This is a genomic window from Micromonospora halophytica, from assembly GCF_900090245.1.
GTDB classification, from domain to species: Bacteria; Actinomycetota; Actinomycetes; order Mycobacteriales; family Micromonosporaceae; genus Micromonospora; species Micromonospora halophytica.
In genome coordinates, this window is sequence record NZ_FMDN01000010.1 from 179,767 (window position 1) to 199,094 (window position 19,328).

22 protein-coding genes are annotated in these 19,328 nt (G+C 73.3%); 14 read left to right on the forward strand and 8 right to left on the reverse strand.

Going from position 1 to position 19,328, the window contains the following annotated elements:
- Positions 1-160 precede the first annotated feature (160 nt).
- The 3 genes from GA0070560_RS16090 to GA0070560_RS16100 all read left to right on the forward strand — a co-directional run bounded on the left by GA0070560_RS16090 (position 161) and on the right by GA0070560_RS16100 (position 2,365).
- A complete protein-coding gene (locus tag GA0070560_RS16090; RefSeq protein ID WP_091297630.1) occupies positions 161-370 on the forward strand; it encodes a DUF397 domain-containing protein in 210 nt (69 codons plus the stop codon).
- Positions 371-488: 118 nt separating this feature from the next.
- The gene (locus GA0070560_RS16095) at positions 489-971 is read left to right on the forward strand and encodes an SRPBCC family protein (protein WP_091297633.1); all 483 of its coding nucleotides are present in this window, start codon (positions 489-491) and stop codon (positions 969-971) included.
- Positions 972-1,111: 140 nt separating this feature from the next.
- Positions 1,112-2,365 carry an outer membrane protein assembly factor BamB family protein gene (locus tag GA0070560_RS16100; protein WP_091297636.1) on the forward strand — a complete coding sequence of 418 codons (1,254 nt, stop codon included), beginning with the start codon at positions 1,112-1,114 and terminating at the stop codon, positions 2,363-2,365.
- A gap of 32 nt (positions 2,366-2,397) precedes the next feature.
- Here GA0070560_RS16100 and hisC read toward each other — a convergent pair whose 3' ends face one another.
- The 4 genes from hisC to hppD are packed head-to-tail and all read right to left on the reverse strand — an operon-like array spanning position 2,398 to position 6,392.
- Positions 2,398-3,501, reverse strand: a complete 1,104-nt coding sequence (gene hisC / locus GA0070560_RS16105) for a histidinol-phosphate transaminase (RefSeq protein WP_091297639.1) — start codon at positions 3,499-3,501, stop codon at positions 2,398-2,400.
- Positions 3,498-4,481 carry an RDD family protein gene (locus tag GA0070560_RS16110; protein ID WP_091297643.1) on the reverse strand — a complete coding sequence of 328 codons (984 nt, stop codon included), beginning with the start codon at positions 4,479-4,481 and terminating at the stop codon, positions 3,498-3,500. Before GA0070560_RS16110 ends, hisC begins: the two co-directional genes overlap by 4 nt.
- On the reverse strand, positions 4,478-5,182 hold the full coding sequence (locus GA0070560_RS16115) for an RDD family protein (RefSeq protein ID WP_091297646.1): 705 nt from the start codon (positions 5,180-5,182) through the stop codon (positions 4,478-4,480). The genes GA0070560_RS16110 and GA0070560_RS16115 overlap by 4 nt, the downstream gene beginning before the upstream one ends.
- Positions 5,183-5,192: 10 nt before the next feature.
- Positions 5,193-6,392, reverse strand: coding sequence for a 4-hydroxyphenylpyruvate dioxygenase (gene hppD / locus GA0070560_RS16120; protein WP_091297649.1), 1,200 nt, complete (start codon positions 6,390-6,392; stop codon positions 5,193-5,195).
- Positions 6,393-6,538: 146 nt separating this feature from the next.
- Here hppD and GA0070560_RS16125 point away from each other — a divergent pair, with 146 nt between their 5' ends.
- The 4 genes from GA0070560_RS16125 to GA0070560_RS16140 all read left to right on the forward strand — a co-directional run bounded on the left by GA0070560_RS16125 (position 6,539) and on the right by GA0070560_RS16140 (position 11,884).
- Positions 6,539-7,024, forward strand: a complete 486-nt coding sequence (locus GA0070560_RS16125; protein WP_091297653.1) for an Lrp/AsnC family transcriptional regulator — start codon at positions 6,539-6,541, stop codon at positions 7,022-7,024.
- Positions 7,025-7,217: 193 nt separating this feature from the next.
- Positions 7,218-8,627 (forward strand): PQQ-binding-like beta-propeller repeat protein, encoded by a 1,410-nt coding sequence (locus tag GA0070560_RS16130; RefSeq protein ID WP_091297720.1) that lies wholly within the window; start codon positions 7,218-7,220, stop codon positions 8,625-8,627.
- 91 nt (positions 8,628-8,718) lie between these two features.
- Positions 8,719-10,386 (forward strand): fumarate hydratase, encoded by a 1,668-nt coding sequence (locus GA0070560_RS16135; RefSeq protein ID WP_091297656.1) that lies wholly within the window; start codon positions 8,719-8,721, stop codon positions 10,384-10,386.
- A gap of 97 nt (positions 10,387-10,483) precedes the next feature.
- Positions 10,484-11,884 (forward strand): class II fumarate hydratase, encoded by a 1,401-nt coding sequence (locus tag GA0070560_RS16140; protein WP_091297660.1) that lies wholly within the window; start codon positions 10,484-10,486, stop codon positions 11,882-11,884.
- A 112-nt stretch (positions 11,885-11,996) separates the two neighbouring features.
- Here GA0070560_RS16140 and GA0070560_RS16145 read toward each other — a convergent pair whose 3' ends face one another.
- Positions 11,997-12,302 (reverse strand): hypothetical protein, encoded by a 306-nt coding sequence (locus GA0070560_RS16145; RefSeq protein WP_091297663.1) that lies wholly within the window; start codon positions 12,300-12,302, stop codon positions 11,997-11,999.
- A gap of 617 nt (positions 12,303-12,919) precedes the next feature.
- On the opposite strand from GA0070560_RS16145, the gene GA0070560_RS16150 reads away from it, so the two are divergent.
- Positions 12,920-13,732, forward strand: coding sequence for a helix-turn-helix domain-containing protein (locus GA0070560_RS16150; RefSeq protein WP_091297666.1), 813 nt, complete (start codon positions 12,920-12,922; stop codon positions 13,730-13,732).
- Complete coding sequence (locus GA0070560_RS16155; RefSeq protein WP_091297669.1) at positions 13,723-13,905, forward strand: DUF397 domain-containing protein; 183 nt, start codon at positions 13,723-13,725, stop codon at positions 13,903-13,905. The genes GA0070560_RS16150 and GA0070560_RS16155 overlap by 10 nt, the downstream gene beginning before the upstream one ends.
- A gap of 178 nt (positions 13,906-14,083) precedes the next feature.
- Here GA0070560_RS16155 and GA0070560_RS16160 read toward each other — a convergent pair whose 3' ends face one another.
- The gene (locus GA0070560_RS16160; RefSeq protein ID WP_091297671.1) at positions 14,084-14,746 is read right to left on the reverse strand and encodes an HAD family hydrolase; all 663 of its coding nucleotides are present in this window, start codon (positions 14,744-14,746) and stop codon (positions 14,084-14,086) included.
- 63 nt (positions 14,747-14,809) lie between these two features.
- Between GA0070560_RS16160 and GA0070560_RS16165 the strand changes: the two genes are divergently transcribed.
- On the forward strand, positions 14,810-15,388 hold the full coding sequence (locus GA0070560_RS16165) for a GNAT family N-acetyltransferase (protein WP_091297724.1): 579 nt from the start codon (positions 14,810-14,812) through the stop codon (positions 15,386-15,388).
- Here GA0070560_RS16165 and GA0070560_RS16170 read toward each other — a convergent pair.
- Complete coding sequence (locus GA0070560_RS16170) at positions 15,348-15,893, reverse strand: CGNR zinc finger domain-containing protein (protein WP_091297674.1); 546 nt, start codon at positions 15,891-15,893, stop codon at positions 15,348-15,350. The genes GA0070560_RS16165 and GA0070560_RS16170 overlap by 41 nt on opposite strands.
- A gap of 85 nt (positions 15,894-15,978) precedes the next feature.
- On the opposite strand from GA0070560_RS16170, the gene GA0070560_RS16175 reads away from it, so the two are divergent.
- Both GA0070560_RS16175 and GA0070560_RS16180 read left to right on the forward strand, forming a co-directional pair.
- Positions 15,979-16,938 carry an EamA family transporter gene (locus tag GA0070560_RS16175; protein ID WP_091297676.1) on the forward strand — a complete coding sequence of 320 codons (960 nt, stop codon included), beginning with the start codon at positions 15,979-15,981 and terminating at the stop codon, positions 16,936-16,938.
- Positions 16,939-16,951: 13 nt separating this feature from the next.
- Positions 16,952-17,653, forward strand: a complete 702-nt coding sequence (locus GA0070560_RS16180; protein ID WP_091297727.1) for an HAD family hydrolase — start codon at positions 16,952-16,954, stop codon at positions 17,651-17,653.
- Positions 17,654-17,681: 28 nt separating this feature from the next.
- Here the strand turns inward: GA0070560_RS16180 and GA0070560_RS29490 are convergent, their stop codons facing one another.
- Complete coding sequence (locus GA0070560_RS29490; RefSeq protein ID WP_245675543.1) at positions 17,682-18,377, reverse strand: endonuclease domain-containing protein; 696 nt, start codon at positions 18,375-18,377, stop codon at positions 17,682-17,684.
- A 45-nt stretch (positions 18,378-18,422) separates the two neighbouring features.
- Between GA0070560_RS29490 and GA0070560_RS29495 the strand changes: the two genes are divergently transcribed.
- Complete coding sequence (locus GA0070560_RS29495; RefSeq protein WP_245675544.1) at positions 18,423-18,884, forward strand: hypothetical protein; 462 nt, start codon at positions 18,423-18,425, stop codon at positions 18,882-18,884.
- A 229-nt stretch (positions 18,885-19,113) separates the two neighbouring features.
- Positions 19,114-19,328, forward strand: a 215-nt coding sequence (locus GA0070560_RS16190) for a transposase (protein ID WP_245675549.1), incomplete at its 3' end; no start/stop codon positions are given.

Sequence of the window (19,328 nt, forward strand, 5' to 3'; positions counted from 1 at the left end):
GTTCCTCCTGCGCCGGTCGCACCCGCTGTGCGACCGGCCGGCCCTCCTGCCGCGTTTGATCGACCGGATTCGGTCGCCACGTCCTGCCCCCGCCGCCTGCCGTCCCGCCGGTGGTGGGCCGCCGGGGCGTGGCGCGTCCCAGCAGACAGGAGGTACGAGCATGAAGGATCTCGTGGGCGCGGTCTGGCGCACCAGCAGCCGCTCCAACGACCAGGGGCTCTGCGTGGAGGTGGCGGACAACCTCGTACGCAGCCGCGGCATCGTCGGGATACGCGACTCCAAGGACCCGGACGGGCCGGCGCTCGTCGTCGGCCCACCGGGCTGGGCGGCATTCGTCGAGGCGATCCGCCTCGGCCGGTTCCACCCCTGACCGGGGCCGGGGAGGTCCTCGCCGGTGCCCGGTCAGGGCACCGGCGACGGAAATTCCATCTCCGGACCCCCGCGGGACGCTCACTCGCCGTACGGTGGACGGCACGGGAGGTGTCGCCATGTCGACGGTCACGGTCACCGAGTTCATCGAGGCACCGGCCGACGACGTCTGGACGCTCCTGGTCGACCTGCCGGCCCGCGCGGGCTGGCTGGGTACGGTCGGCGGGGTCGAGACGCTGACCACGGGGCGGTTCGGCCCCGGCACCGCCTGGCGGGAGATCCGCACCCGCCCCGACGGCGGCGACCAGGCGGAGGAGTTCGTGGTGCTGGAGGCGGAACCGCCGCACCGCCTGCTGCTCAGCTCGCCCGGCATCGGGGTCGACTACCGGATCACCTGGACCCTGCGCACGGTGCGCCGTCGTGGCCGGGGCTGCACCGCGGTCAGCGTCGAGCACCAGGCGGTGCCGACCGCCCCGTACGGGCGGGTGCTGGCGCTGCTCTTCGGCGGGCTGGCCGCCCGGGCGGTCGAGGGCGCCATCCGGCGCGACCTCGCCGACCTCGCCACCGCCGCCACCCGCACCGACGGTGCGGCGGCCGCCTGAGCCCGGCCGTGAGCACCGGGACGGCCTGCCGGACCGGGTCGAAGGTCGCCAGGTCAGGTCCCCGAGGCGCGGCGGGGCGTGCCGCGACCTGACCGGGCCCCGGGGAGCCGGCCTGGGTAGGGTGCCGGGCGGAGGTGCGCATGGGTGTCCCGAAGGGGCGACGACGGATCGTGGTCGCCGTGGCGGCGCTGCTCGCCCTCGGGGCGGTCGCCGCCATCGGTCACCGGGTGCTCGCGCCCGCCGAGGTGGTCACCCCGGCCCGGGGCACGCTGCCGCCGCCGGTCACCCCGGCCACCGGCGTGGTCGGCCGGCTGCCGGTCGCGCCGCTGATCGTCGAGGGCCGGCTCCGGGTGTACGCGGCGCAGCGCCAGGTCTACGCCGACCGGCCCGCCGACAGCCGGCACCGGGTCACCCCGTACTGGTCGTACCGGCGCTGGCCGGCGCAGGTCAACGGGGTGTTGGCGAGCGGGTCCACGGTGCTCACCCGGTGGTCGGACGGGAAGCTGGTCGCCCTGGACGGGCGTACCGGGAAGGTGGCCTGGCGGGTCGACGGCCCGACGCCCGGCGTGGGGTTCACCGCCCGGCGCACCGGGGCGGGCGTGGTGTGGGCCCCGCAGGGGATCTTCGTGGCGTCCGGCGCGGACGGCCGCACGGTGCTGGTCGTCTCGGGCGAGGGGCGGCTGCGCGGGTACGCGCTGGCCGACGGGCGCGAGCTGTGGCGGGTCGACGGTGCCGCCCGTTGCCGTACCGACCTGGGCACCACGGCCGACGGCCGGGTGGCGAGCCTCGACACCTGTGGGGCACCGGTCACGGTGGAGTTCCGCGACGTGGCCACCGGCACGGTGCTGACCCGGTGGCGTCCGCCGGGCGTCGGGGCGGAGTCGACCGTCACCCCGCTCGGCTGCCTGACCCCCCGCTCGCAGTGCCGAGGGCTGCGGACCTCCGCCCCGGGAGACGCGGTCGGCCGGGGCTGGCTGGTCGGCGCAGGTGAGCCGGTCCCGGCGCCCACCCTGGACGCCGCCGACAGCACCCTGGTCGGTGAGATCGCCGTGGGCGACGACGGTGGGGTGCTGAAGGGGTGGGCGGCCCGCACCGGCAAGGAGCGGTGGCGGCGCGGCGACCTCGGCCCGGTGCGGGTGCTCGCGATCGAGCCCGGCCGGGTGCATGTGCTCACCGAACAGCGGGACCTGCTCACCCTGGACCCGACGACGGGCGCGCAGCGGTCCCGTTTCCCGCTGACCGTGGGGCAGGACGGGATCGGCTGGGTGCCCGGGCTGGCGTACGCGGCCGACGGCTACCTGGCCGTCGAGCGGCTGCGTGAGCGGGCCGGCCCGGACGACGACGACCAGGCGTACTTCCTGATGGCCGAGCCGGTGGTGCTCGCCGCGACCTGACCCGGCCGCGACGAGCCTCCGTCGGCGCACGGTCAGGCCAGCGCCGCCTCGGCGACGGCCAGGAAGGCGTCGTTCTCGGCGGGGGTGCCGATGGTGACCCGGACCCCGTCGCCGGCGAACGGCCGGACGATCACGCCGCGTGCCTCGCACGCCTTGCCGAACTCCACCGCCCGGTCGCCCAGCGGCAGCCAGACGAAGTTGGCCTGGCTGGACGGCACGTCCGGCAGCAGCTTGCGCAGCGCCTCGGTGACCCGGTCCCGTTCGGTGACGACCAGCGCGCAACGGCGCTGGACCTCGTCGGCCTGGGCCAGCGCGGCCAGCGCGCCCGCCTGGGCGGCCATGCTGGTGGAGAAGGGGGTGACCACCTTGCGGACGGCGGCGGCGACCTCCGGGCTCGCGGCCATCCAGCCGATCCGCAGGCCGGCCAGGCCCCACGCCTTGGACAGCGTCCGCAGCACCACCACGTTGGGCCGGTCCAGGTAGGTCAGGCCGTCCGGCACCTCCGGGTCGGTGACGAACTCGCGGTACGCCTCGTCGATGACGACCAACACGTCCTCGCCGACGGCGTCGAGGAAGCGGTCCAGCTCGGCCCGGCGTACCGCCGTTCCGGTGGGGTTGTTCGGGTTGCAGACCAGCACCATCCGGGTCCGGTCGGTCACCGCCGCGGCCATCGCCGCCAGGTCGTGCCCGTGCCCGGCGTCGTTGGGCACCCGCACGCTGGTCGCGCCGCTGGTCGCCGCGATGATCGGGTACGCCTCGAACGACCGCCACGAGTAGAGCAGCTCGTCGCCGGGCAGGCAGGTGGCCCGGACCAGGTGCTCGGCCAGCGCGACCGACCCGCAGCCGGTGGCGATCCGGTCGGCGTCCACGCCGTACCGCTCGGCGAGCGCCCGGCGCAGCGCCACCACACCCATGTCCGGGTACCGGTGCGAGCCGGCGACCGCCTCGGTGACCGCCTCCACGACGCCGGGCAGCGGGCCGTACGGCACCTCGTTGCTGGCCAGCTTGATCGCCTCGTCCAGGCCCAGCTCGCGGGCGAGGTCGGCCGGGCTGCGGCCCGGCACGTAGTTGGGCAGCGCGTCGAGGTCGGCGCGGGTCAGCCGCAGGGCGGGCTGATGACGTCCGGTGTCGGTCATGGGGTGTCTCCCGGGGAGTCGGCACGGTCGTGCGGGGCGGTACGGGTGGCGTCGTCGCCGGATCGCGGCAGCTGCACCACCACGGTCTGGGCGCGCTTGTCGTGCAGCGCCTGGCGCAGCGGGTGGTCGAAGAGGGCGGAGACCGCGTCGACGAACTGGAGGAGCAGGCCGAAGCAGAGGCAGTACCAGAGCAGGGTGGGCAGGCCCAGGGTGCTCCACCGTCGCATGGCGCGGCCGACGCCGAGCGGCTGGTCGGCCTCGACCGGCACCGCCCGGACGCCCGTCAGCCGCTTGCCGAAGGTCTGCCCGTGCGACGCCATCGAGGGCACCTCGTACGCGAACCAGAGCGCGGTGGCGATCAGCAGCATGACGACCACCAGCCCCTCGGCCTGCGCGCTGACCGTGGGCAACCCTTCCCGGGAGGTGTCGTTGGCCAGCACCCGGCGCCACGTCTCGCTCAGGTAGGGCGAGACCTCCTGCCACCAGCGCCAGGCGAACCAGCCGTTGACCAGCACGTTGAGCAGGACCAGGATGCCGATGTCGATCAGGCGGGCGACCAGCCTCGCTCCGTACGAGGCCAGCGGCAGCCCGTGCGGGCGGGGCAGCGGCGGGCGGCCCGGCCAGCCGGGCGGCGGCCCCTGACCCTGCGGCCAGCCGGCGGGTGGTTGTCCGGGGCCCTGCGGCCAGCCGGGCGGTTGCCCCTGGCCGGGCGGCCAGCCGGCGGGCGGTTGCCCCGGGCCCTGGGGCCAGGCGGGCGGTTGCCCCGGGGCGGGTGGCGCTGCCCCGGCGGGCCGGCCGGGGGCAGGCGCGGTCGGCTGGTCGGCGGACGGCTCGGCCGGCGCGGCGGGTTCGGCCGGCGGCGGCCCCTCCGGGGGCGTGACGTCCACCGGGATCGGCGCGCCGACCCAGCCCTCGCCGTCCCACCACCGTCGGGTGTCCGGGTCGGCGGGGTCGACGTACCAGCCGGGTTGCACGCTCACGGAGCAACCTTAACGACGACGGTCCGGGCGAACTTGTCGTGGAGGCACTGCTGCCAGGGCTTGTCCCAGAGTTGCCAGAGCCCGTCGAGGTAGTTGAACCCGGGGATGAACGATCCGCCGACCTGGTGGGCGAGCCAGCGCTTGGCGGCGGCCCGGCGGTCCAACGTGCCGGCCGGGTCGACCGGAACCACGCGCAGTTTCATCACCCGCTTGCCCAGCGTCTGGCCGGTCTTGAACATCATCTCCACGTGGAAGACGTAGGTGACGCCGATGGCGAACAGGAAGATCCCGGCTTCCAGGGCCAGGAAGGGCAGCAGGAAGTCGGCGAACGGGTCCACCTCGACGTAGCTGCCGTCGGCTGTGGTCTCGGTCAGGCCCGGCAGCACCGCGATGACGAAGAGGATCACCGCCGGCAGGATCACCACCATCATGACCGCCATCAGGACCAGCCCGTCGAGGAGCACGGCCAGCAGCCGGTCGCCGAAACTCGCGAGCGGCTGGCCGTTCGGGGCGAGGGCCGGCGGCGCCACCATCGGCCGGGGCGGCCCGACGTACCCCGGCGGTGGAGTTCGCCCGGGCGGGGCGTACTGCGGGGGGACCGGGTACTCCTGGCGAATGGGACCGGAAGGCGGCGCGAAGCCGCCGGCGGCGGGCGGCTGCCCACCGGCCGGCGGCGTCGGGTACGTCGGAGGCTGCGTCACGCCGACAGTGTTACAGGTTGCCGCGCTTCTCCTGCTCCCGCTCGATCGCCTCGAAGAGGGCCTTGAAGTTGCCCTTGCCGAAGCCGAGCGAGCCGTGCCGCTCGATCAGCTCGAAGAAGACGGTCGGGCGGTCCTGCACCGGCTTGGTGAAGATCTGGAGCAGGTAGCCGTCCTCGTCCCGGTCCACCAGGATCTTGCGGGCCTTCAGCTCCTCGATCGGCACCCGCACCTTGCCGATCCGGGCGCGCAGCTCCGGGTCGTCGTAGTACGAGTCCGGGGTGTCCAGGAACTCGACGCCGGCCGCCCGCATCGCGTCGACGCTGGCCAGGATGTCGTTGGTGGCCACGGCGATGTGCTGGGCACCCGGGCCCTGGTAGAACTCGAGGTACTCGTCGATCTGCGACTTCTTGCGGGCGACGGCCGGCTCGTTGAGCGGGAACTTCACCTTGCGGGTGCCGCTGGCGACGACCTTGCTCATCAGCGCCGAGTAGTCGGTGGCGATGTCGTCGCCGATGAACTCGGCCATGTTCGAGAAGCCCATGACCCGCTTGTAGAACTCCACCCACTCGTCCATCCGGCCGAGCTCGACGTTGCCGACCACGTGGTCGACGGCCTGGAAGAAGCGCTTCGGCTGGAGGCCGGCGTCGATCATCGGCTGCCGGTCCACGATCGGGCCGCGGGCGACGAAGCCGGGCAGGAACGGGCCGCTGTAGCGGGAGCGGTCGACCAGGGTGTGCCGGGTGTCGCCGTAGGCGGCGATGGCGGCCAGCCGGACGGTGCCGTGCTCGTCGCTGACCTCGTGCGGCTCGACCAGGCCGGTCGCGCCCTGGTCGAGGGCGTGCGCGTACGCGGCGTCGACGTCCGGCACCTCCAGCGCGATGTCGGAGACGCCGTCGCTGTGCTTCGCGACGTGCTCGGCGCCCTCGGCGTCCGGGCGGACCGTGCCGGTCAGCACGAACCGGGCGGAGCCGCTGGTCAGCACGTACTGGGCGTGGTCCCGGTGCCCCTGCTCCGGCCCCCGGTACGCCACGCAGGTCATGCCGAAGGCGGTGGAGTAGTAGTGCGCGGCCTGCTTGGCGTTGCCGACCAGGAAGTGGACGTGGTCCAGGCCCTTGACCGGGAACGGGTCGTGGCTGATGTCGTGGTCGACCGCGCCGACGAGCCGGTCGATGTCGACGTCGTCGGTCGGTCGGTCGATCGCCTGGGTCATGGTGGCCTCCCTTGCGTACCGGCCGGCCTCGTGGGCCGTCGCGGTGGTCCGATTGTTCTTCCGGGCAGGATCGCGGTGACCCGCCGCACTGGGCAACCGTCGTTGATTCCGCTGGTCAGCTTGCACATTCGGTAGAGTGTCAGGACATGAATGCTGGACAGGATGTACAGCTCGACGAGCTCGACGCCCGGTTGATCCAGTTGCTCGCCGACGAGCCGCGGATCGGGGTGCTGGAGTGCTCCCGCCGGCTCGGGGTGGCCCGGGGCACCGCCCAGGCCCGGCTGGACAAGCTGGTCGAACGGGGGGTGATCGGCGGCTTCGGGCCGGAGATCTCGCCGACCGCGATCGGGTTCGCGGTGACCAGCTTCGTCACCCTGGAGATCAGTCAGCGGCACGGGCACGACGCGGTCACCGCCCACCTGGCCGCCATCCCGGAGGTGCTGGAGGCGCACACCATCACCGGCGCCAGCGACCTGCTCTGCCGGATCGTGGCCCGCTCCAACGCCGACCTGCAACGCGTGATCGACCAGATCGTCAGTTACGACGGCATCCGCCGCGCCTCCACGATCATCGCCCTGGCCGAACAGATCCCCTACCGCACCCTCCCCCTCATCCACTCCACCACCCACTGACCCCACCCCCACCCCCCTTTTGCGTCGATCTTGCAGTTCGGGCCGGTGCAGAAGTGGACGGATCCGGCGTATCGACGACCACAAGTGCAAGATCGGCGGGGAGAAAGGTGGGCGACACGGGGGGAGAGGGGGGCCGGGGTGGGGTGGGGGTCGTTAGCGTGTGGGTGTGTCGAAGCTCGGCGTGCGTGGGTGGCTGCTGCTCGGGCTCGTCACCGTGGTCGTGCTGGCCGCCACCGGGGTGTGGAACCCGTTCCCGACGATGTGGGACTGGGTCGACCGCCGGAAGCCCATCTCCGAGCCGGACGTCATCTGGCAGCAGCGCATCGGCGGCACCCCGAAGAGCGTCACCATCGCCGGGGACACCGTCGTGGTCGAGCAGCGGACCCGGGTGGAGGCCCGCAGCCTGGCCACCGGGGCGCAGCTGTGGGAACGCAAGGCCGACTGGGCGGCGGTGGCCGGCGGCGACAAGGACCCGGTCGTGGCCGTGGGCAAGCTCCTGGTCAGGGGGTACGAACTGCTCGACCCCGCCACCGGGGTGGTCCGCCGTCGGGACGACGACGCGGTGGCCGTGTGGACGTACCGGAACATGCTGCTCGACGCGCGCTGCATCGAGCCGACCGACTGCACCCTCTCCGCGTGGGACCCGCGCGGCACGGCTCCGCTCTGGACGGCGTTCCTCCCCGGCGTGAGCACCGGCCTCTTCGCCGACAACCCGGACCTGCTCGGCACCCGGCGGCTCACCGCCCCCCGGATCGACGCCGGGGCGGCCGGCCCGGAGGCCGCGCCGCCGCTGCTCGGCTTCCCGGTCGACGGTCGGGTGCATGTGGTGGACACCGCCACCGGCCGGGTGGTGCAGAACGTCGAGCCCGGCCGGGACGAGCGGCTGGCCGTGATCGGCGGCCGGATGCTCCGGATCAGAGCCGTCTCCCGCGACGGCACCTGCCAGTACGCCGTCTCCGCCCGCGAACCGGCCACCGGGCAGGAGGTGTGGCGGCGGGCCGGGGTGAACCTGCGTACCGCCGACAGCGCCGGCTGCGTCCAGCGGGAGGACCCGCAGGGCGCCCGGAACGTGCTGATCGGGGTCGCCCCGGACGGCCGGGAGGCGGTCATCGACGGGTACGACGGCCGGCTGCTCCTGGTCGACGCCGAGGGGGAGAAGCTGCTCGCCGTCGACGACCGGTACGCCCTGGTCCGCACCGCCGGCCGCAAGGCGGTCGTCGGCCGCCAGTTCGGCGTGGACCGGCCGCGGTGGACCCGTCCCTCGACCGGCAAGGTGGGTGCGGCGCTCACCCCGTACGCGGCGGTGTTCAGCGAGGAGAAGCCGAACCGGCTGATCGCGCTCGACCCGCGTACCGGCCGGGAACTGGTGGTCCTGCGGACCAGCGCGAACGCGCTGGCGGTCGGGGCGAACGGGATGATCATCGGGGAGGGGCGGGAGATCGGGTACGTCCGCTTCGGTGCCGGTAGGGCCGTCCCGCCCGCGCCTCCGCGTGACGGTGGGGGCGTCTCCGGCCCGGGTGGCGACGACGACGCGCCGGGGGCCGAGGACAGCTGTGGACCCAAGCGGGAGCTCTGCCCCGACCCGCGCGACAAGGACGGCTGAGCGCGACACGTCGTGCATCGGTGAGAGCGGCGTCCCACGCCACACCCGGCGGGTGCCACCGATCGACCGGTCTGCCCTAGGCTTTCCCGTCATGAGCAGTGCCGCCGCGTTCTCGTACGCCCCCTTGCTGCCGACCGGCCCGGACACCACGGAGTACCGCCTGGTCACTGACGAGGGCGTCGATGTCGTCAACGGCCCGGGGGGCCGCCGGTTCCTGACGGTGGAGCCGACCGCGCTGACCGCGCTGACCGCCGAGGCCATGCACGACATCGCCCACTACCTGCGCCCCGCGCACCTGGCCCAGCTCCGGTCGATCATCGACGACCCGGCCGCCTCGCCGAACGACCGGTTCGTCGCGCTGGACCTGCTGCGCAACGCCAACATCGCCGCCGGTGGCGTGCTGCCGATGTGCCAGGACACCGGCACCGCGATCGTGATGGGCAAGCGCGGCCGGCACGTGCTCACCGACGGCACCGACGCGGAGGCGATCTCCCGGGGTGTCTACCAGGCGTACACCCGGCTCAACCTGCGCTACTCGCAGCTCGCTCCGCTGACCATGTGGGACGAGCGCAACACCGGCAGCAACCTGCCGGCCCAGGTGGAGCTCTACGCCGAGGACCCGGACGGCCACCCGGACGCGTACAAGTTCCTCTTCATGGCCAAGGGCGGCGGCTCGGCGAACAAGTCGTACCTCTACCAGGAGACCAAGGCGCTGTTGAACCCGACGCGGATGATGCAGTTCCTGGAGGAGAAGCTGCGGCTCATCGGCACGTCGGCCTGCCCGCCGTACCACCTCGCCATCGTCATCGGCGGCACCTCCGCCGAGTACGCGCTGAAGACCGCCAAGTACGCCTCCGCGAAGTACCTCGACGCGCTGCCCACCGAGGGCTCGATGACTGCGCACGGCTTCCGTGACCTGGAGCTGGAGGCGCAGGTGCTGGAGCTGACCCGCAACTTCGGCATCGGGGCGCAGTTCGGCGGCCGGTACTTCTGCCACGACGTCCGGGTGGTCCGGCTGCCCCGGCACGGCGCGTCCTGCCCGGTGGCGATCGCGGTGTCCTGCTCGGCCGACCGGCAGGCGGTCGCCAAGATCACCCCGTCGGGCGTCTGGCTGGAGCGGCTGGAGACCGACCCGGCACGCTTCCTGCCCGATGTGACCGACGAGACGCTGGAGACCGAGGAGGTCGTCCGCGTCGACCTGAACCGGCCGATGGACGAGATCCGCGCCGAGCTGTCGAAGTACCCGGTGAAGACCCGGCTGTCGCTGACCGGCCCGCTGGTCGTCGCCCGGGACATCGCGCACGCGAAGATCGCCGAGCGGCTGGACGCCGGCGAGCCGATGCCGCAGTACCTGCGCGACCACGCCGTCTACTACGCCGGCCCGGCCAAGACCCCCGAGGGCTACGCCTCCGGCTCGTTCGGCCCGACCACCGCCGGGCGGATGGACGCGTACGTGGAGAAGTTCCAGGCGGCCGGCGGCTCCCAGGTCATGCTGGCCAAGGGCAACCGGTCGGCGCAGGTCACCCGGTCCTGCCAGCAGCACGGCGGCTTCTACCTCGGCTCGATCGGCGGCCCCGCCGCCCGGCTCGCGCAGGACTGCATCAAGCACGTCGAGGTGCTCGAATACCCCGAGCTGGGCATGGAGGCGGTCTGGAAGATCGAGGTGGAGGACTTTCCGGCCTTCATCGTGGTCGACGACAAGGGCAACGACTTCTTCGCCGAGGTCACCAAGCCGGTGCTGACCGTCGGCCGCCGCTGATCGACGCTGCCGGCGGTCGGGATCTGCCGGCCGCCGGGGGCTGGTCGCACTCGGCTTCCTCCTGCGAGCCACGGTCGGGCGCGGCAGGATGGAACATGTGACGACTTCAGAGGCGGCGGGCTACCGGATCGAACGCGACTCGATGGGCGAGGTGGAGGTGCCCGTCGAGGCGCTGTGGCGGGCGCAGACCCAGCGCGCGGTGCAGAACTTCCCGATCTCGGGGCGGGGCATCGAACCTGCCCAGATCAAGGCCCTGGCCCAGATCAAGGGCGCGGCGGCCCAGGTCAACGGCGAGCTTGGGGTGATCCCTGCCGACGTGGCCGAGGCGATCGCCACCGCAGCCGCGCACGTCGCCGACGGCGGCTACGACGACCAGTTCCCGATCGACGTGTTCCAGACCGGCTCGGGCACGTCGTCCAACATGAACACCAACGAGGTGATCGCCACCCTGGCCGGCCGGGAGCTGGGCCGCGACGTGCATCCGAACGACGACGTCAACGCCTCGCAGTCCAGCAATGACGTCTTCCCGTCCTCGATCCACCTGGCCGCCACCCAGTTCGTCGTGGAGGACCTGATCCCCTCGCTGAAGCACCTGGCGGGGGCGTTGGAGGAGAAGGCGGCCGAGTTCGAGACGGTGGTCAAGGCGGGGCGTACCCACCTGATGGACGCCACGCCGGTGACCCTCGGGCAGGAGTTCGGCGGGTACGCCGCCCAGGTCCGCTACGGCGTCGAACGGCTGGAGTCGGCGCTGCCCCGGCTGGCGGAGCTGCCGCTCGGCGGCACCGCCGTGGGCACCGGCATCAACACCCCGTTCGGCTTCGCCGGAAAGGTGATTGAGAAGCTGCGCGCCTCGACCGGCCTGCCGCTGACCGAGGCGCGCAACCACTTCGAGGCGCAGGGCTCCCGGGACGCGCTGGTGGAGACCTCCGGTCAGCTGCGGACCATCGCGGTCGGGCTCTACAAGATGGCCAACGACATCCGCTGGATGGGCTCCGGCCCGCGTGCGGGTCTGCGCGAGCTGCGCATCCCCGATCTCCAGCCCGGCTCGTCGATCATGCCGGGCAAGGTGAACCCGGTGGTCGCCGAGGCGATGCGCCAGGTCTGCGCGCAGGTGATCGGCAACGACGCCACTGTCGCGTTCGCCGGTTCGCAGGGCGACTTCGAGCTGAACGTCATGCTCCCGGTGATGGGCCGCAACCTGCTGGAGTCGATCAAGCTGCTGTCCGCGTCCAGCCGGGTCTTCGCCGACCGTCTGGTGGTCGGCCTGATCGCGGACGCCGAGGTCTGTCTGGCGTACGCGGAGGGGTCGCCGTCGATCGTCACCCCGCTCAACCGCCACCTCGGGTACGACGAGGCCGCCTCGATCGCCAAGGAGGCGCTGGCCAGGCAGGTCTCCATCCGGGAGGTGGTGATCTCCCGGGGGCACGTCGACTCCGGCAAGCTCACCGAGACCCAGCTCGACGAGGCCCTCGACCTGCTCCGGATGACCCACCCCTGACCGCCGCGCTCGCACCTCGGCCGGCTCCTGCGCCATGATCCACTCCGTTGCGGCGGAATGGTGGTATCCGGTGCGCTGCGACACCGCCACATCGCCGCAGCGGTGTGGATCATCAGCGGTCCGGGGCTGGGTGGACGCGCGGCACCCAGGCGAGGAAGCGCCGGAAGAGGGTCGCCGGGTCGGGCCCGTCGTGGGGGTTGAGCCGGTACAGGTCGCCGGCCGCGTCGTGCAGCACCGCGCAGAGGTAGACGCTGAGCGCGACCCGGTCGTGCGCGTACTCGGCGACCAGGGCGAGGCGGGCCGTCGCGCAGGGCCACGGCAGGGCGCAGCTCCGACAGAGCCAGATGGGGCGTAGCGGCAGGTGCGGGCGCGGTTGGTCGCCGTACCCTGATCCGCCGGGCCAGGGCCCGGCGTTCACCAACGGCCGCCGTTGGCTCGCCACTGCTGTGCGGGGGTGAGCCAGCCGGCACGTCCCACCGTCGGGTACGCCACGGTGGTGTCGGCCCAGGCCGGGCGAGTCGGCGCGGGCGGGCCGGCGACCGGTTCGGTGGGTACGGTGGCGTGCCGGTCGGGGCAGTTGCGCCACCGCAACCCGCAGGAGCACCACCGGCGAAGAGCACGCCAGGTCCGACGGTGGCGGGGCGCGAGCGGTACCGGACCCCGGTTGGGGGCGGGGTCCTGCCACCCGCCCGGGTGCAGGCGGTTCAGCAGAGCCGGCGCAGGCCGTTCGGTGGGTCGGGGCAGGGCAGGCTGGTGTCGCCGGGTGGGCCGGGGCATCTCGTCGTCTCCTGGAAGCTGGTCGATCGCGTCGTCTCCCCCCGGCTGGTGGGACCGCCGGCCGGGGGAGCGGGCGGTCCCACCGCGACACCGCCGGCCGGAGGGTGGGCCGGGTGCTGTCGCGCTTCACAGTGTGGTGACGGCACCACTACGGTGTGAAGGGTTCGCGCCCGCTGCCCGAGACGCCCTGCGTTCCCGGATCGCCAGGTCGGCGCGGCGCTGGAATGGATCACCCGGGGCGCTGGAGGACGGCTGGAGATGGCGGACGGGCGGATGACGGCGGCGGCGTTCCTGGTCGCCGAGCTGCGTCGGGCGCGGACGCGCCGGGGCCTGAGCCAGGACGAGCTGGCCAAGGCCGTCAACTACTCGGCGTCGATGGTGAGTGCGGTCGAGTTGGGCCAGCAGCAGCCCACCGCGAAGTACCTGGAGTTGGTCGACCGGGCCCTGGACACCGGCGGCATCTTCGGCCGCATGCTCACCGAACTGGTCGCCTTGGACAAGGCTCAGGTCTGGCTACGTGGTTGGCGGGGGATCCTGGCCGAGGCATGGGCCCTGCGCTGGTTCGATCCTCTGCACGTCCCGGGCCTGTTGCAGACAGAGGCATACGCTCGGGCGGTCTTCGAGTCCGACCCGTTGCTTGAGCCTGACGAGGTCGAGCGGCGTCTGGCCGACCGAATGGACAGTCAGGGGGTGCTCTATGCCGAACGCCCCCCGCGTCTCGTCGCGGTGCTGGATGAGGCGGTACTGCGGCGGCGGGTCGGCGGCCGGAAGGTGATGTGCGACCAAGCTCTGCACCTCGCCCGAATCGGCACGGAGCATCCGCAGGTGCGACTTCACGTCGTGCCGTCCTCGGCAGATGAGTACCCCGGGCTGAACGGCCCGTTCATCCTCGCCAGCCTCGCGGGTGGTGTGGAGCTTGCTTTCCTCGGCGGCCAGATCGGTGGGCAGGAGTTGGATCACCCAACCGATCTCGTGCGGCTGCAACGCACCTGGGAAGCTACCCTCGGCATGGCATTGCCACCGCAGGAATCGGTCGAGCGGCTGAGGGAGATTGCCGAGTCATGGAACTGACCGGCGCCGTCTGGCGGAAGAGCCGCCGGAGTGGCTCCAACGACCAGTGTGTCGAGGTGGCGACCAACCTGACGGGGGTGGTCGGGGTGCGGGACAGCAAGGATCCGGCCGGGCCGGTGCTCACCTTCGACCCGTACGCCTGGCGGGCCTTCGTGGCCGCGCCGCCGCGCTGACCCGACCGGCCTGCCCGCCGCGGACCTCTCCGCCTGAACCTGCTCGTGCCGCCAGTTCCGGCCGGCACACCGCCAGTGCGCCGCCAGAGCGTGGGCAGTGCCCGCCAGTGCCCGCCAGTGCTCCGCCAGTTCCGGCCGGCGCGTCGCCAGTGCTCCGCCAGCGGCGACGGACCCTCGGTCAGCGGATGATCGCGGCCAGGCCGGTCAGGTCGGTGATCTCGTGGCTGACCGGGGCACCGGCCGGTGCCGGGGTCCCGTGCCGGTTGACCCAGACCGCGCGGATGCCCGCCGCGTGCGCCCCTTCGACGTCGGTGCGCAGCGAGTCGCCGACGTGCAGCACCTCGTCGGCGGCCAGTCCCAGCGCGGCGAGCGCCCGGCGGAACATGGCGCCATCCGGTTTGTACGCCCTGACGTCCTCACTGGTCACCACGGCGGTGAAGGTCAGGCCGTGGTGGGCGACCACCGCCGCCAGGTCGGCCCGGTCGGCGTCGGAGACCACGCAGACCGGCAGCCGGAGTCCGGCGAGGAACTCCCGGGTGCCGGGGCGCAACGCTGGTGGTCCCCAGCGGGCTGTCTCGGCCGCGTAGAGCGCCGCCGGGTCGCCGGGGCAGCCGACCTCGGCCATCACCCGGGCCAGGCTCTCCGGGGCGCTGTCGCGCAGCAGCCGGAACGGCGGGCCCTCCGCGACCGTGGTGTACTCCCGCATCCACGCCGCGGCGACGGCCTCGGCGGTGACCGGTGTGCTCGCCCCGGCCGCCACCCGGGCGGCGATCGCGGCCACGAGGGCGTCGTCGTCCTCCACGACGGTGCCGTAGAAGTCGAGCAGCAGGCCCCTGACCACGGCGGCAGTGTAGGACGGATAACCCGTGGATCAACCGGCCGGGCTGCCGGCATGATCCGGGGCATGACCGGACCTGACGGGGTGCTGCTGGAGACCGCACGACTGCGGCTGCGCCGGTTCACCGCCGACGACGTGGACCTGCTGGTCGGGTTGGACGCCGACCCGGAGGTCATGCGCTTCCTGACCGGTGGGGCGGTGACGCCACGCGAGACGGTCCGCGACGAGCACCTGCCGCGCATCCTCGCCTGCTACGACCACACCCCGGGCCTGGGTCGCTGGGCGGCGCAGGAGCGCTCGACCGGTGAGTTCCTGGGCTGGTTCGCGCTCGACCCGTCCGGCGACGGCACCGAGGCGGAGCTGGGCTACCGGCTGCGCCGCGCCGCGTGGGGGCGGGGCCTGGCCACCGAAGGCTCCCGCGCGCTGGTCCGGCACGCCTTCGACACGGTGGGCGTCCGGCGGGTGTGGGCGCAGACCATGGCGGTCAACGTCCGGTCCCGCGCGGTGATGGAGAAGGCCGGGCTGCGGTACGTACGCACCTTCCACCCGCAGTTCGACGACCCGATTCCGGGCACCGAACACGGTGAGGTGGAGTACGAGCTGCTCAGGACCGACGGGCCGCCTTCCGCGCCCGGTACGCGGTGACGGCGGCCCGGTTGCCGCAGCCGGCGTCGCAGAACCGGCGGGACCGGTTCTTCGACAGGTCGACCAGCACGCTGTCGCAGTCGGCGTCGGCGCAGGTGCCCAGCCGGGCCAGTTCGCCGCCGCGAACCAGGTCGGCGACGGCCATCGCCGCCTCGACCGCCATCCGGGTCGCCAGCGGCGCGTCCCGGGGCACCGCGTGCAGGTGGTACGGCTCGTCGTCGTGCCGGACGAGCTGGGGCAGCGCGTGGGACTCGCGGAGCAGTTCGTTGACGATGGCGACGATCTCGTCGACGTCGGCGTACCAGAGGCGGCGCAGCCGGGGTCGCAGCGCGCGGACCGCGCGCAGCTCGGCCTCGGTCCGTTCGTGCCGGCCGGTCCAGCCGTGGGTGACGAGGAAGTCGCCCAGCGCGTCGACGTCCGGCAGTCCCTCCCCGTCCCGGCTGTCGGTGTTGACCAGGGCTGTCGCGGCGATCAGCCCGGCCTCGGTGTCATGAGCGAAGAGCAACTTGACTCCTGTCTCGACCGGCCGTTAGCGTCACCAGCATAAGCGCAGTTTGCTCATGACGGCCGTGCCGGCGAGGAGAGCCCCGATGCACCAACGATCCACCGGCGTCGGCCTCGGCCTGGCCCTGCTGTCGGCCGTCACCTTCGCCACCTCCGGCACCTTCGCCCGCTCACTGATCGAGGCCGGCTGGTCCGCCGAGGCCGTGGTCGTCGCCCGGGTCGGCAGCGCCGCCCTGGTGCTGGCCGTGCCGGCCGTGCTGTCCCTGCGCGGCAAGGGGGCGCTCCTGCGCCGCACCCTCGGCCCGGTCGGCGTCTTCGGCCTGCTCGGCGTCGCCACCGCTCAGGCGTGCTTCTTCAACGCCGTCCGCTACCTGCCGGTCGGCGTGGCCCTGCTGCTGGAGTACCTCGGCATCATCCTCGTGGTGGCCTGGATGTGGCTGGTGCACGGGCAGCGGCCCCGGCGGCTCACCGTGGTCGGCTCGGTCGCCGCGCTGGCCGGGTTGGCCTTCGTGCTCGACCTCACCGGTGCCGGGCGGCTCGACCCGGTCGGTGTGCTCTGGGGCCTCGGGGCGGCGGTCGGCCTGGCCGGGTACTTCGTGCTCGCCGCCCGGGTCGACGCCGGTCTGCCGTCGGTCGCCATGGCCAGCGGAGGGATGGCCGTTGGCGCCGCCGTGCTCGCCCTGCTCGGACTCGCCGGGGTGCTGCCGCTGCGGGCCACCTTCGGCGAGGTCGACTTCGCCGGGCAGCGCACCAGCTGGCTCGTCCCGATCGCCGGGCTGTCGCTGGTGGCGGCGGTGGTCGCGTACCTGGCCGGGATCGCGGCCACCCGCGTCCTCGGCGCCCGGCTGTCGTCGTTCGTGGGGCTGACCGAGGTGATGTTCGCGGTGTTCATCGCCTGGCTGATGCTGGGCGAGCTGCCGACCGTGGTGCAACTGCTCGGCGGCGCGCTGATCGTCGCCGGGGTGGCGCTGGTCCGCCTCGACGAGCTGCGCGGCGTCCGCGCCGACCCGCTGACCGAGCGGGCGGACGAGCCGGCCCTGACGTGAGACGGTGTCCGTCGTGCTGAGCGTGGTGGTGTTCGACGCCGACGAGACCCTGCTCGACCTGCGCCCGGCGGTCACCGGCGGGCTGCTGGGCGTACTGGCGGAGATGCGGCGGCTGACCCCGGCGGCGGCCGACGTCTCGCTCGCGGACCTGGAATCGGACTGGCACGCGGTCTTCGACGAGCACAGCGCCGGGCCGGTGGCGGAGATCCGCCGGGCGGCGCTGGCCCGCTCGCTGGCCCGGGCCGGGCTCACCGACCACCTCGACGAACTGGCGGCCCTCTTCTTCGCCCGGCGGTTCGCGCTGACCCGGCCGTTCACCGACGCGCTGCCCGCGCTCGCCGCGCTGCGACCCCACCACACCCTCGGCTACGCGACCAACGGCAACAGCCGCGCGGAACGCTGCGGCCTGGCCGGCGAGTTCGCCTTCGAGCTGTACGCGCACGACGGCGGCCTGCCCCGGAAGCCCGACCCCGAGTTCTACGCCGCCGTGATCGAGGCGGCCGGGGTGCCGGCGGAGCAGATCGGGTACGTCGGGGACTCGCTCGCCCACGACGTGGTCGGCCCGCAACGCGCCGGCCTGCGCGGGATCTGGCTGAACCGGGCCGGCCTGCCGTGCCCGCCCGAGGTACGCCCCGACGCCGAGCTGTCCACCCTGGCCGAGCTGCCCGCCGCGTTGCGCGGTTGCGCCGATGTGGCGGTATCGCGGCGCGCTTGAGGCCGCCATGTCACCGGCATGGAGTCGATCAACGCCGCCAGCCCCGCGTGGTGAGGGCTCCGCGTACCTCACGCAGGATCCCCGGGAAGTCGTCGCGGAGCCGGCGACTGGTCACGTGCAGCACGGTCCAGCCCGCGAGCACCAACTGGTTGAGCCGTCGCCGGTCCCGGTGCAGTTGGTCCGGGTCGGCGTGCCATCGGCCGTCGTACTCCACCGCCACCCGGAACTGTGGCCAGGCGAGGTCGGGATGCAGGACCAGGCCGGACGGCAGGCGCACCGGGTGCTGGGCGACGGGCCGGGGCAGACCGGCCAGCACCAGGCGTACCCGAAGGTGTGACTCCGGCGGCGACTGCGCCGCCGGATCGGCCAGGTCGAAGACTTCACGGGCACGCCGGCCGCCCGGCCGGTCGGCGAAGCGCGTGCCGACCTCGGCCAACGCCGCTCGGGTGGTCAGCCCTCCGCCGAGCAGCGCGTCGACGATGCCGACCGCGCGAGCGGGCTCCAGCCAGGCCGCCGTTTCCCAGGCGGCGAGCGCAGGCTCGGACCGGGGCGGGGTGAGCGGTGCGATCGCCTCCTCCGTGTCCCAGGCGGCGAGCGCAGGCTCGGACCGGGGCGGGGTGAGCGGTGCGATCGCCTCCTCCGTGTCCCAGGCGGCGAGCGCGGGCTCGGACCTGGGCGGGGTGAAGGGTGCGATCGCCTCGGACCCGCTCGGAATCGGGGACACCCCCTCACCCGGCCTGAGTCGGCCGCGCGCAGGTGGCCGGCGTCGATGATCGTCATCGCGGTGCTGTTGGCGTTGCTGGGCTTCACCCTGATGGTCTGCCGGATGGCCGTGAACGCCGGAAACGGGATGATCATGAGCGCCGGAGAGCAGCGGCGTGAGCCGCCGGCCGCCGCCGACGGAGTGCACGCGGATGCCGCGCGTCGAGTCGACCCGGACCGCACGGGGCACCCGCACGTGCACCTCGTCGGCGAAGCCGGCGGCGTGCTCGATCCCGTGCAGGTACGCAGCGGACGGACCAGCGATCACCGCCTCGGCCGGCATCCGCAGCACCGCTGCGCGGCACGCGAGGGCATGGTCCCGGTCGAGCCGGGCGTCGGCGTAGACGTCCTGGTAGAGGCGGACCCAGGACGCCCCGCGAAGCTGGTGCCGGGTGAGGAGCCCGCGCCGGACGGCGTCCGAGCCACGGAAGACCCGCCAGGCGAGGGCGGGCGGGCGATGCGGTCGTGAGGGCATGACGACAGCGTCGTCGCGCGCCGACCTCCGCCGACATCCCTGTGGACAACCTCGCGGCGCCGACGAGCAGAGCCCTGTGGACAACCCCCACCGATCCTGCGGATCGTGCTAGGGCGTGTCTCCTGGATCTTGGGGCGTGGCTCGACTATTCATCTCTGTTGTGGGTGGACGGTTTGAGCTGAGCGATGTCGAGTACGCGCGGATCGCGCCGTTGCTGCCGGCGATGACGCCGCAGCGTGGTGGGCGGTGGCGTGATCACCGGCAGGTGATCAACGGGATCGTGTACCGGGTGCGGACCGGGGTGCCGTGGCGTGACGTGCCGGAGCGATACGGATCGTGGAAGACGCTGTACAAGCGGTTCACCCGCTGGCAGGAGGACGGGACCTGGGCGCGGATCGAGGCGATGCTGCAGGCCGACGCGGACACCGCGGGAGATCT

Excerpts from the sequence above, each read along its gene's own strand:
- GA0070560_RS16175 (WP_091297676.1), top strand. The coding sequence starts at position 15,979 with ATGCACCAACGATCCACCGGCGTCGGCCTCGGCCTGGCCCTGCTGTCG.
- GA0070560_RS16090 (WP_091297630.1), top strand. The coding sequence starts at position 161 with ATGAAGGATCTCGTGGGCGCGGTCTGGCGCACCAGCAGCCGCTCCAAC.
- hisC (WP_091297639.1), bottom strand. The coding sequence starts at position 3,501 with ATGACCGACACCGGACGTCATCAGCCCGCCCTGCGGCTGACCCGCGCC.
- GA0070560_RS16125 (WP_091297653.1), top strand. The coding sequence starts at position 6,539 with ATGAATGCTGGACAGGATGTACAGCTCGACGAGCTCGACGCCCGGTTG.
- GA0070560_RS16135 (WP_091297656.1), top strand. The coding sequence starts at position 8,719 with ATGAGCAGTGCCGCCGCGTTCTCGTACGCCCCCTTGCTGCCGACCGGC.
- GA0070560_RS16095 (WP_091297633.1), top strand. The coding sequence starts at position 489 with ATGTCGACGGTCACGGTCACCGAGTTCATCGAGGCACCGGCCGACGAC.
- GA0070560_RS16150 (WP_091297666.1), top strand. The coding sequence starts at position 12,920 with ATGGCGGACGGGCGGATGACGGCGGCGGCGTTCCTGGTCGCCGAGCTG.
- hppD (WP_091297649.1), bottom strand. The coding sequence starts at position 6,392 with ATGACCCAGGCGATCGACCGACCGACCGACGACGTCGACATCGACCGG.
- GA0070560_RS29495 (WP_245675544.1), top strand. The coding sequence starts at position 18,423 with ATGATCGTCATCGCGGTGCTGTTGGCGTTGCTGGGCTTCACCCTGATG.
- GA0070560_RS16165 (WP_091297724.1), top strand. The coding sequence starts at position 14,810 with ATGACCGGACCTGACGGGGTGCTGCTGGAGACCGCACGACTGCGGCTG.
- GA0070560_RS16155 (WP_091297669.1), top strand. The coding sequence starts at position 13,723 with ATGGAACTGACCGGCGCCGTCTGGCGGAAGAGCCGCCGGAGTGGCTCC.
- GA0070560_RS16100 (WP_091297636.1), top strand. The coding sequence starts at position 1,112 with ATGGGTGTCCCGAAGGGGCGACGACGGATCGTGGTCGCCGTGGCGGCG.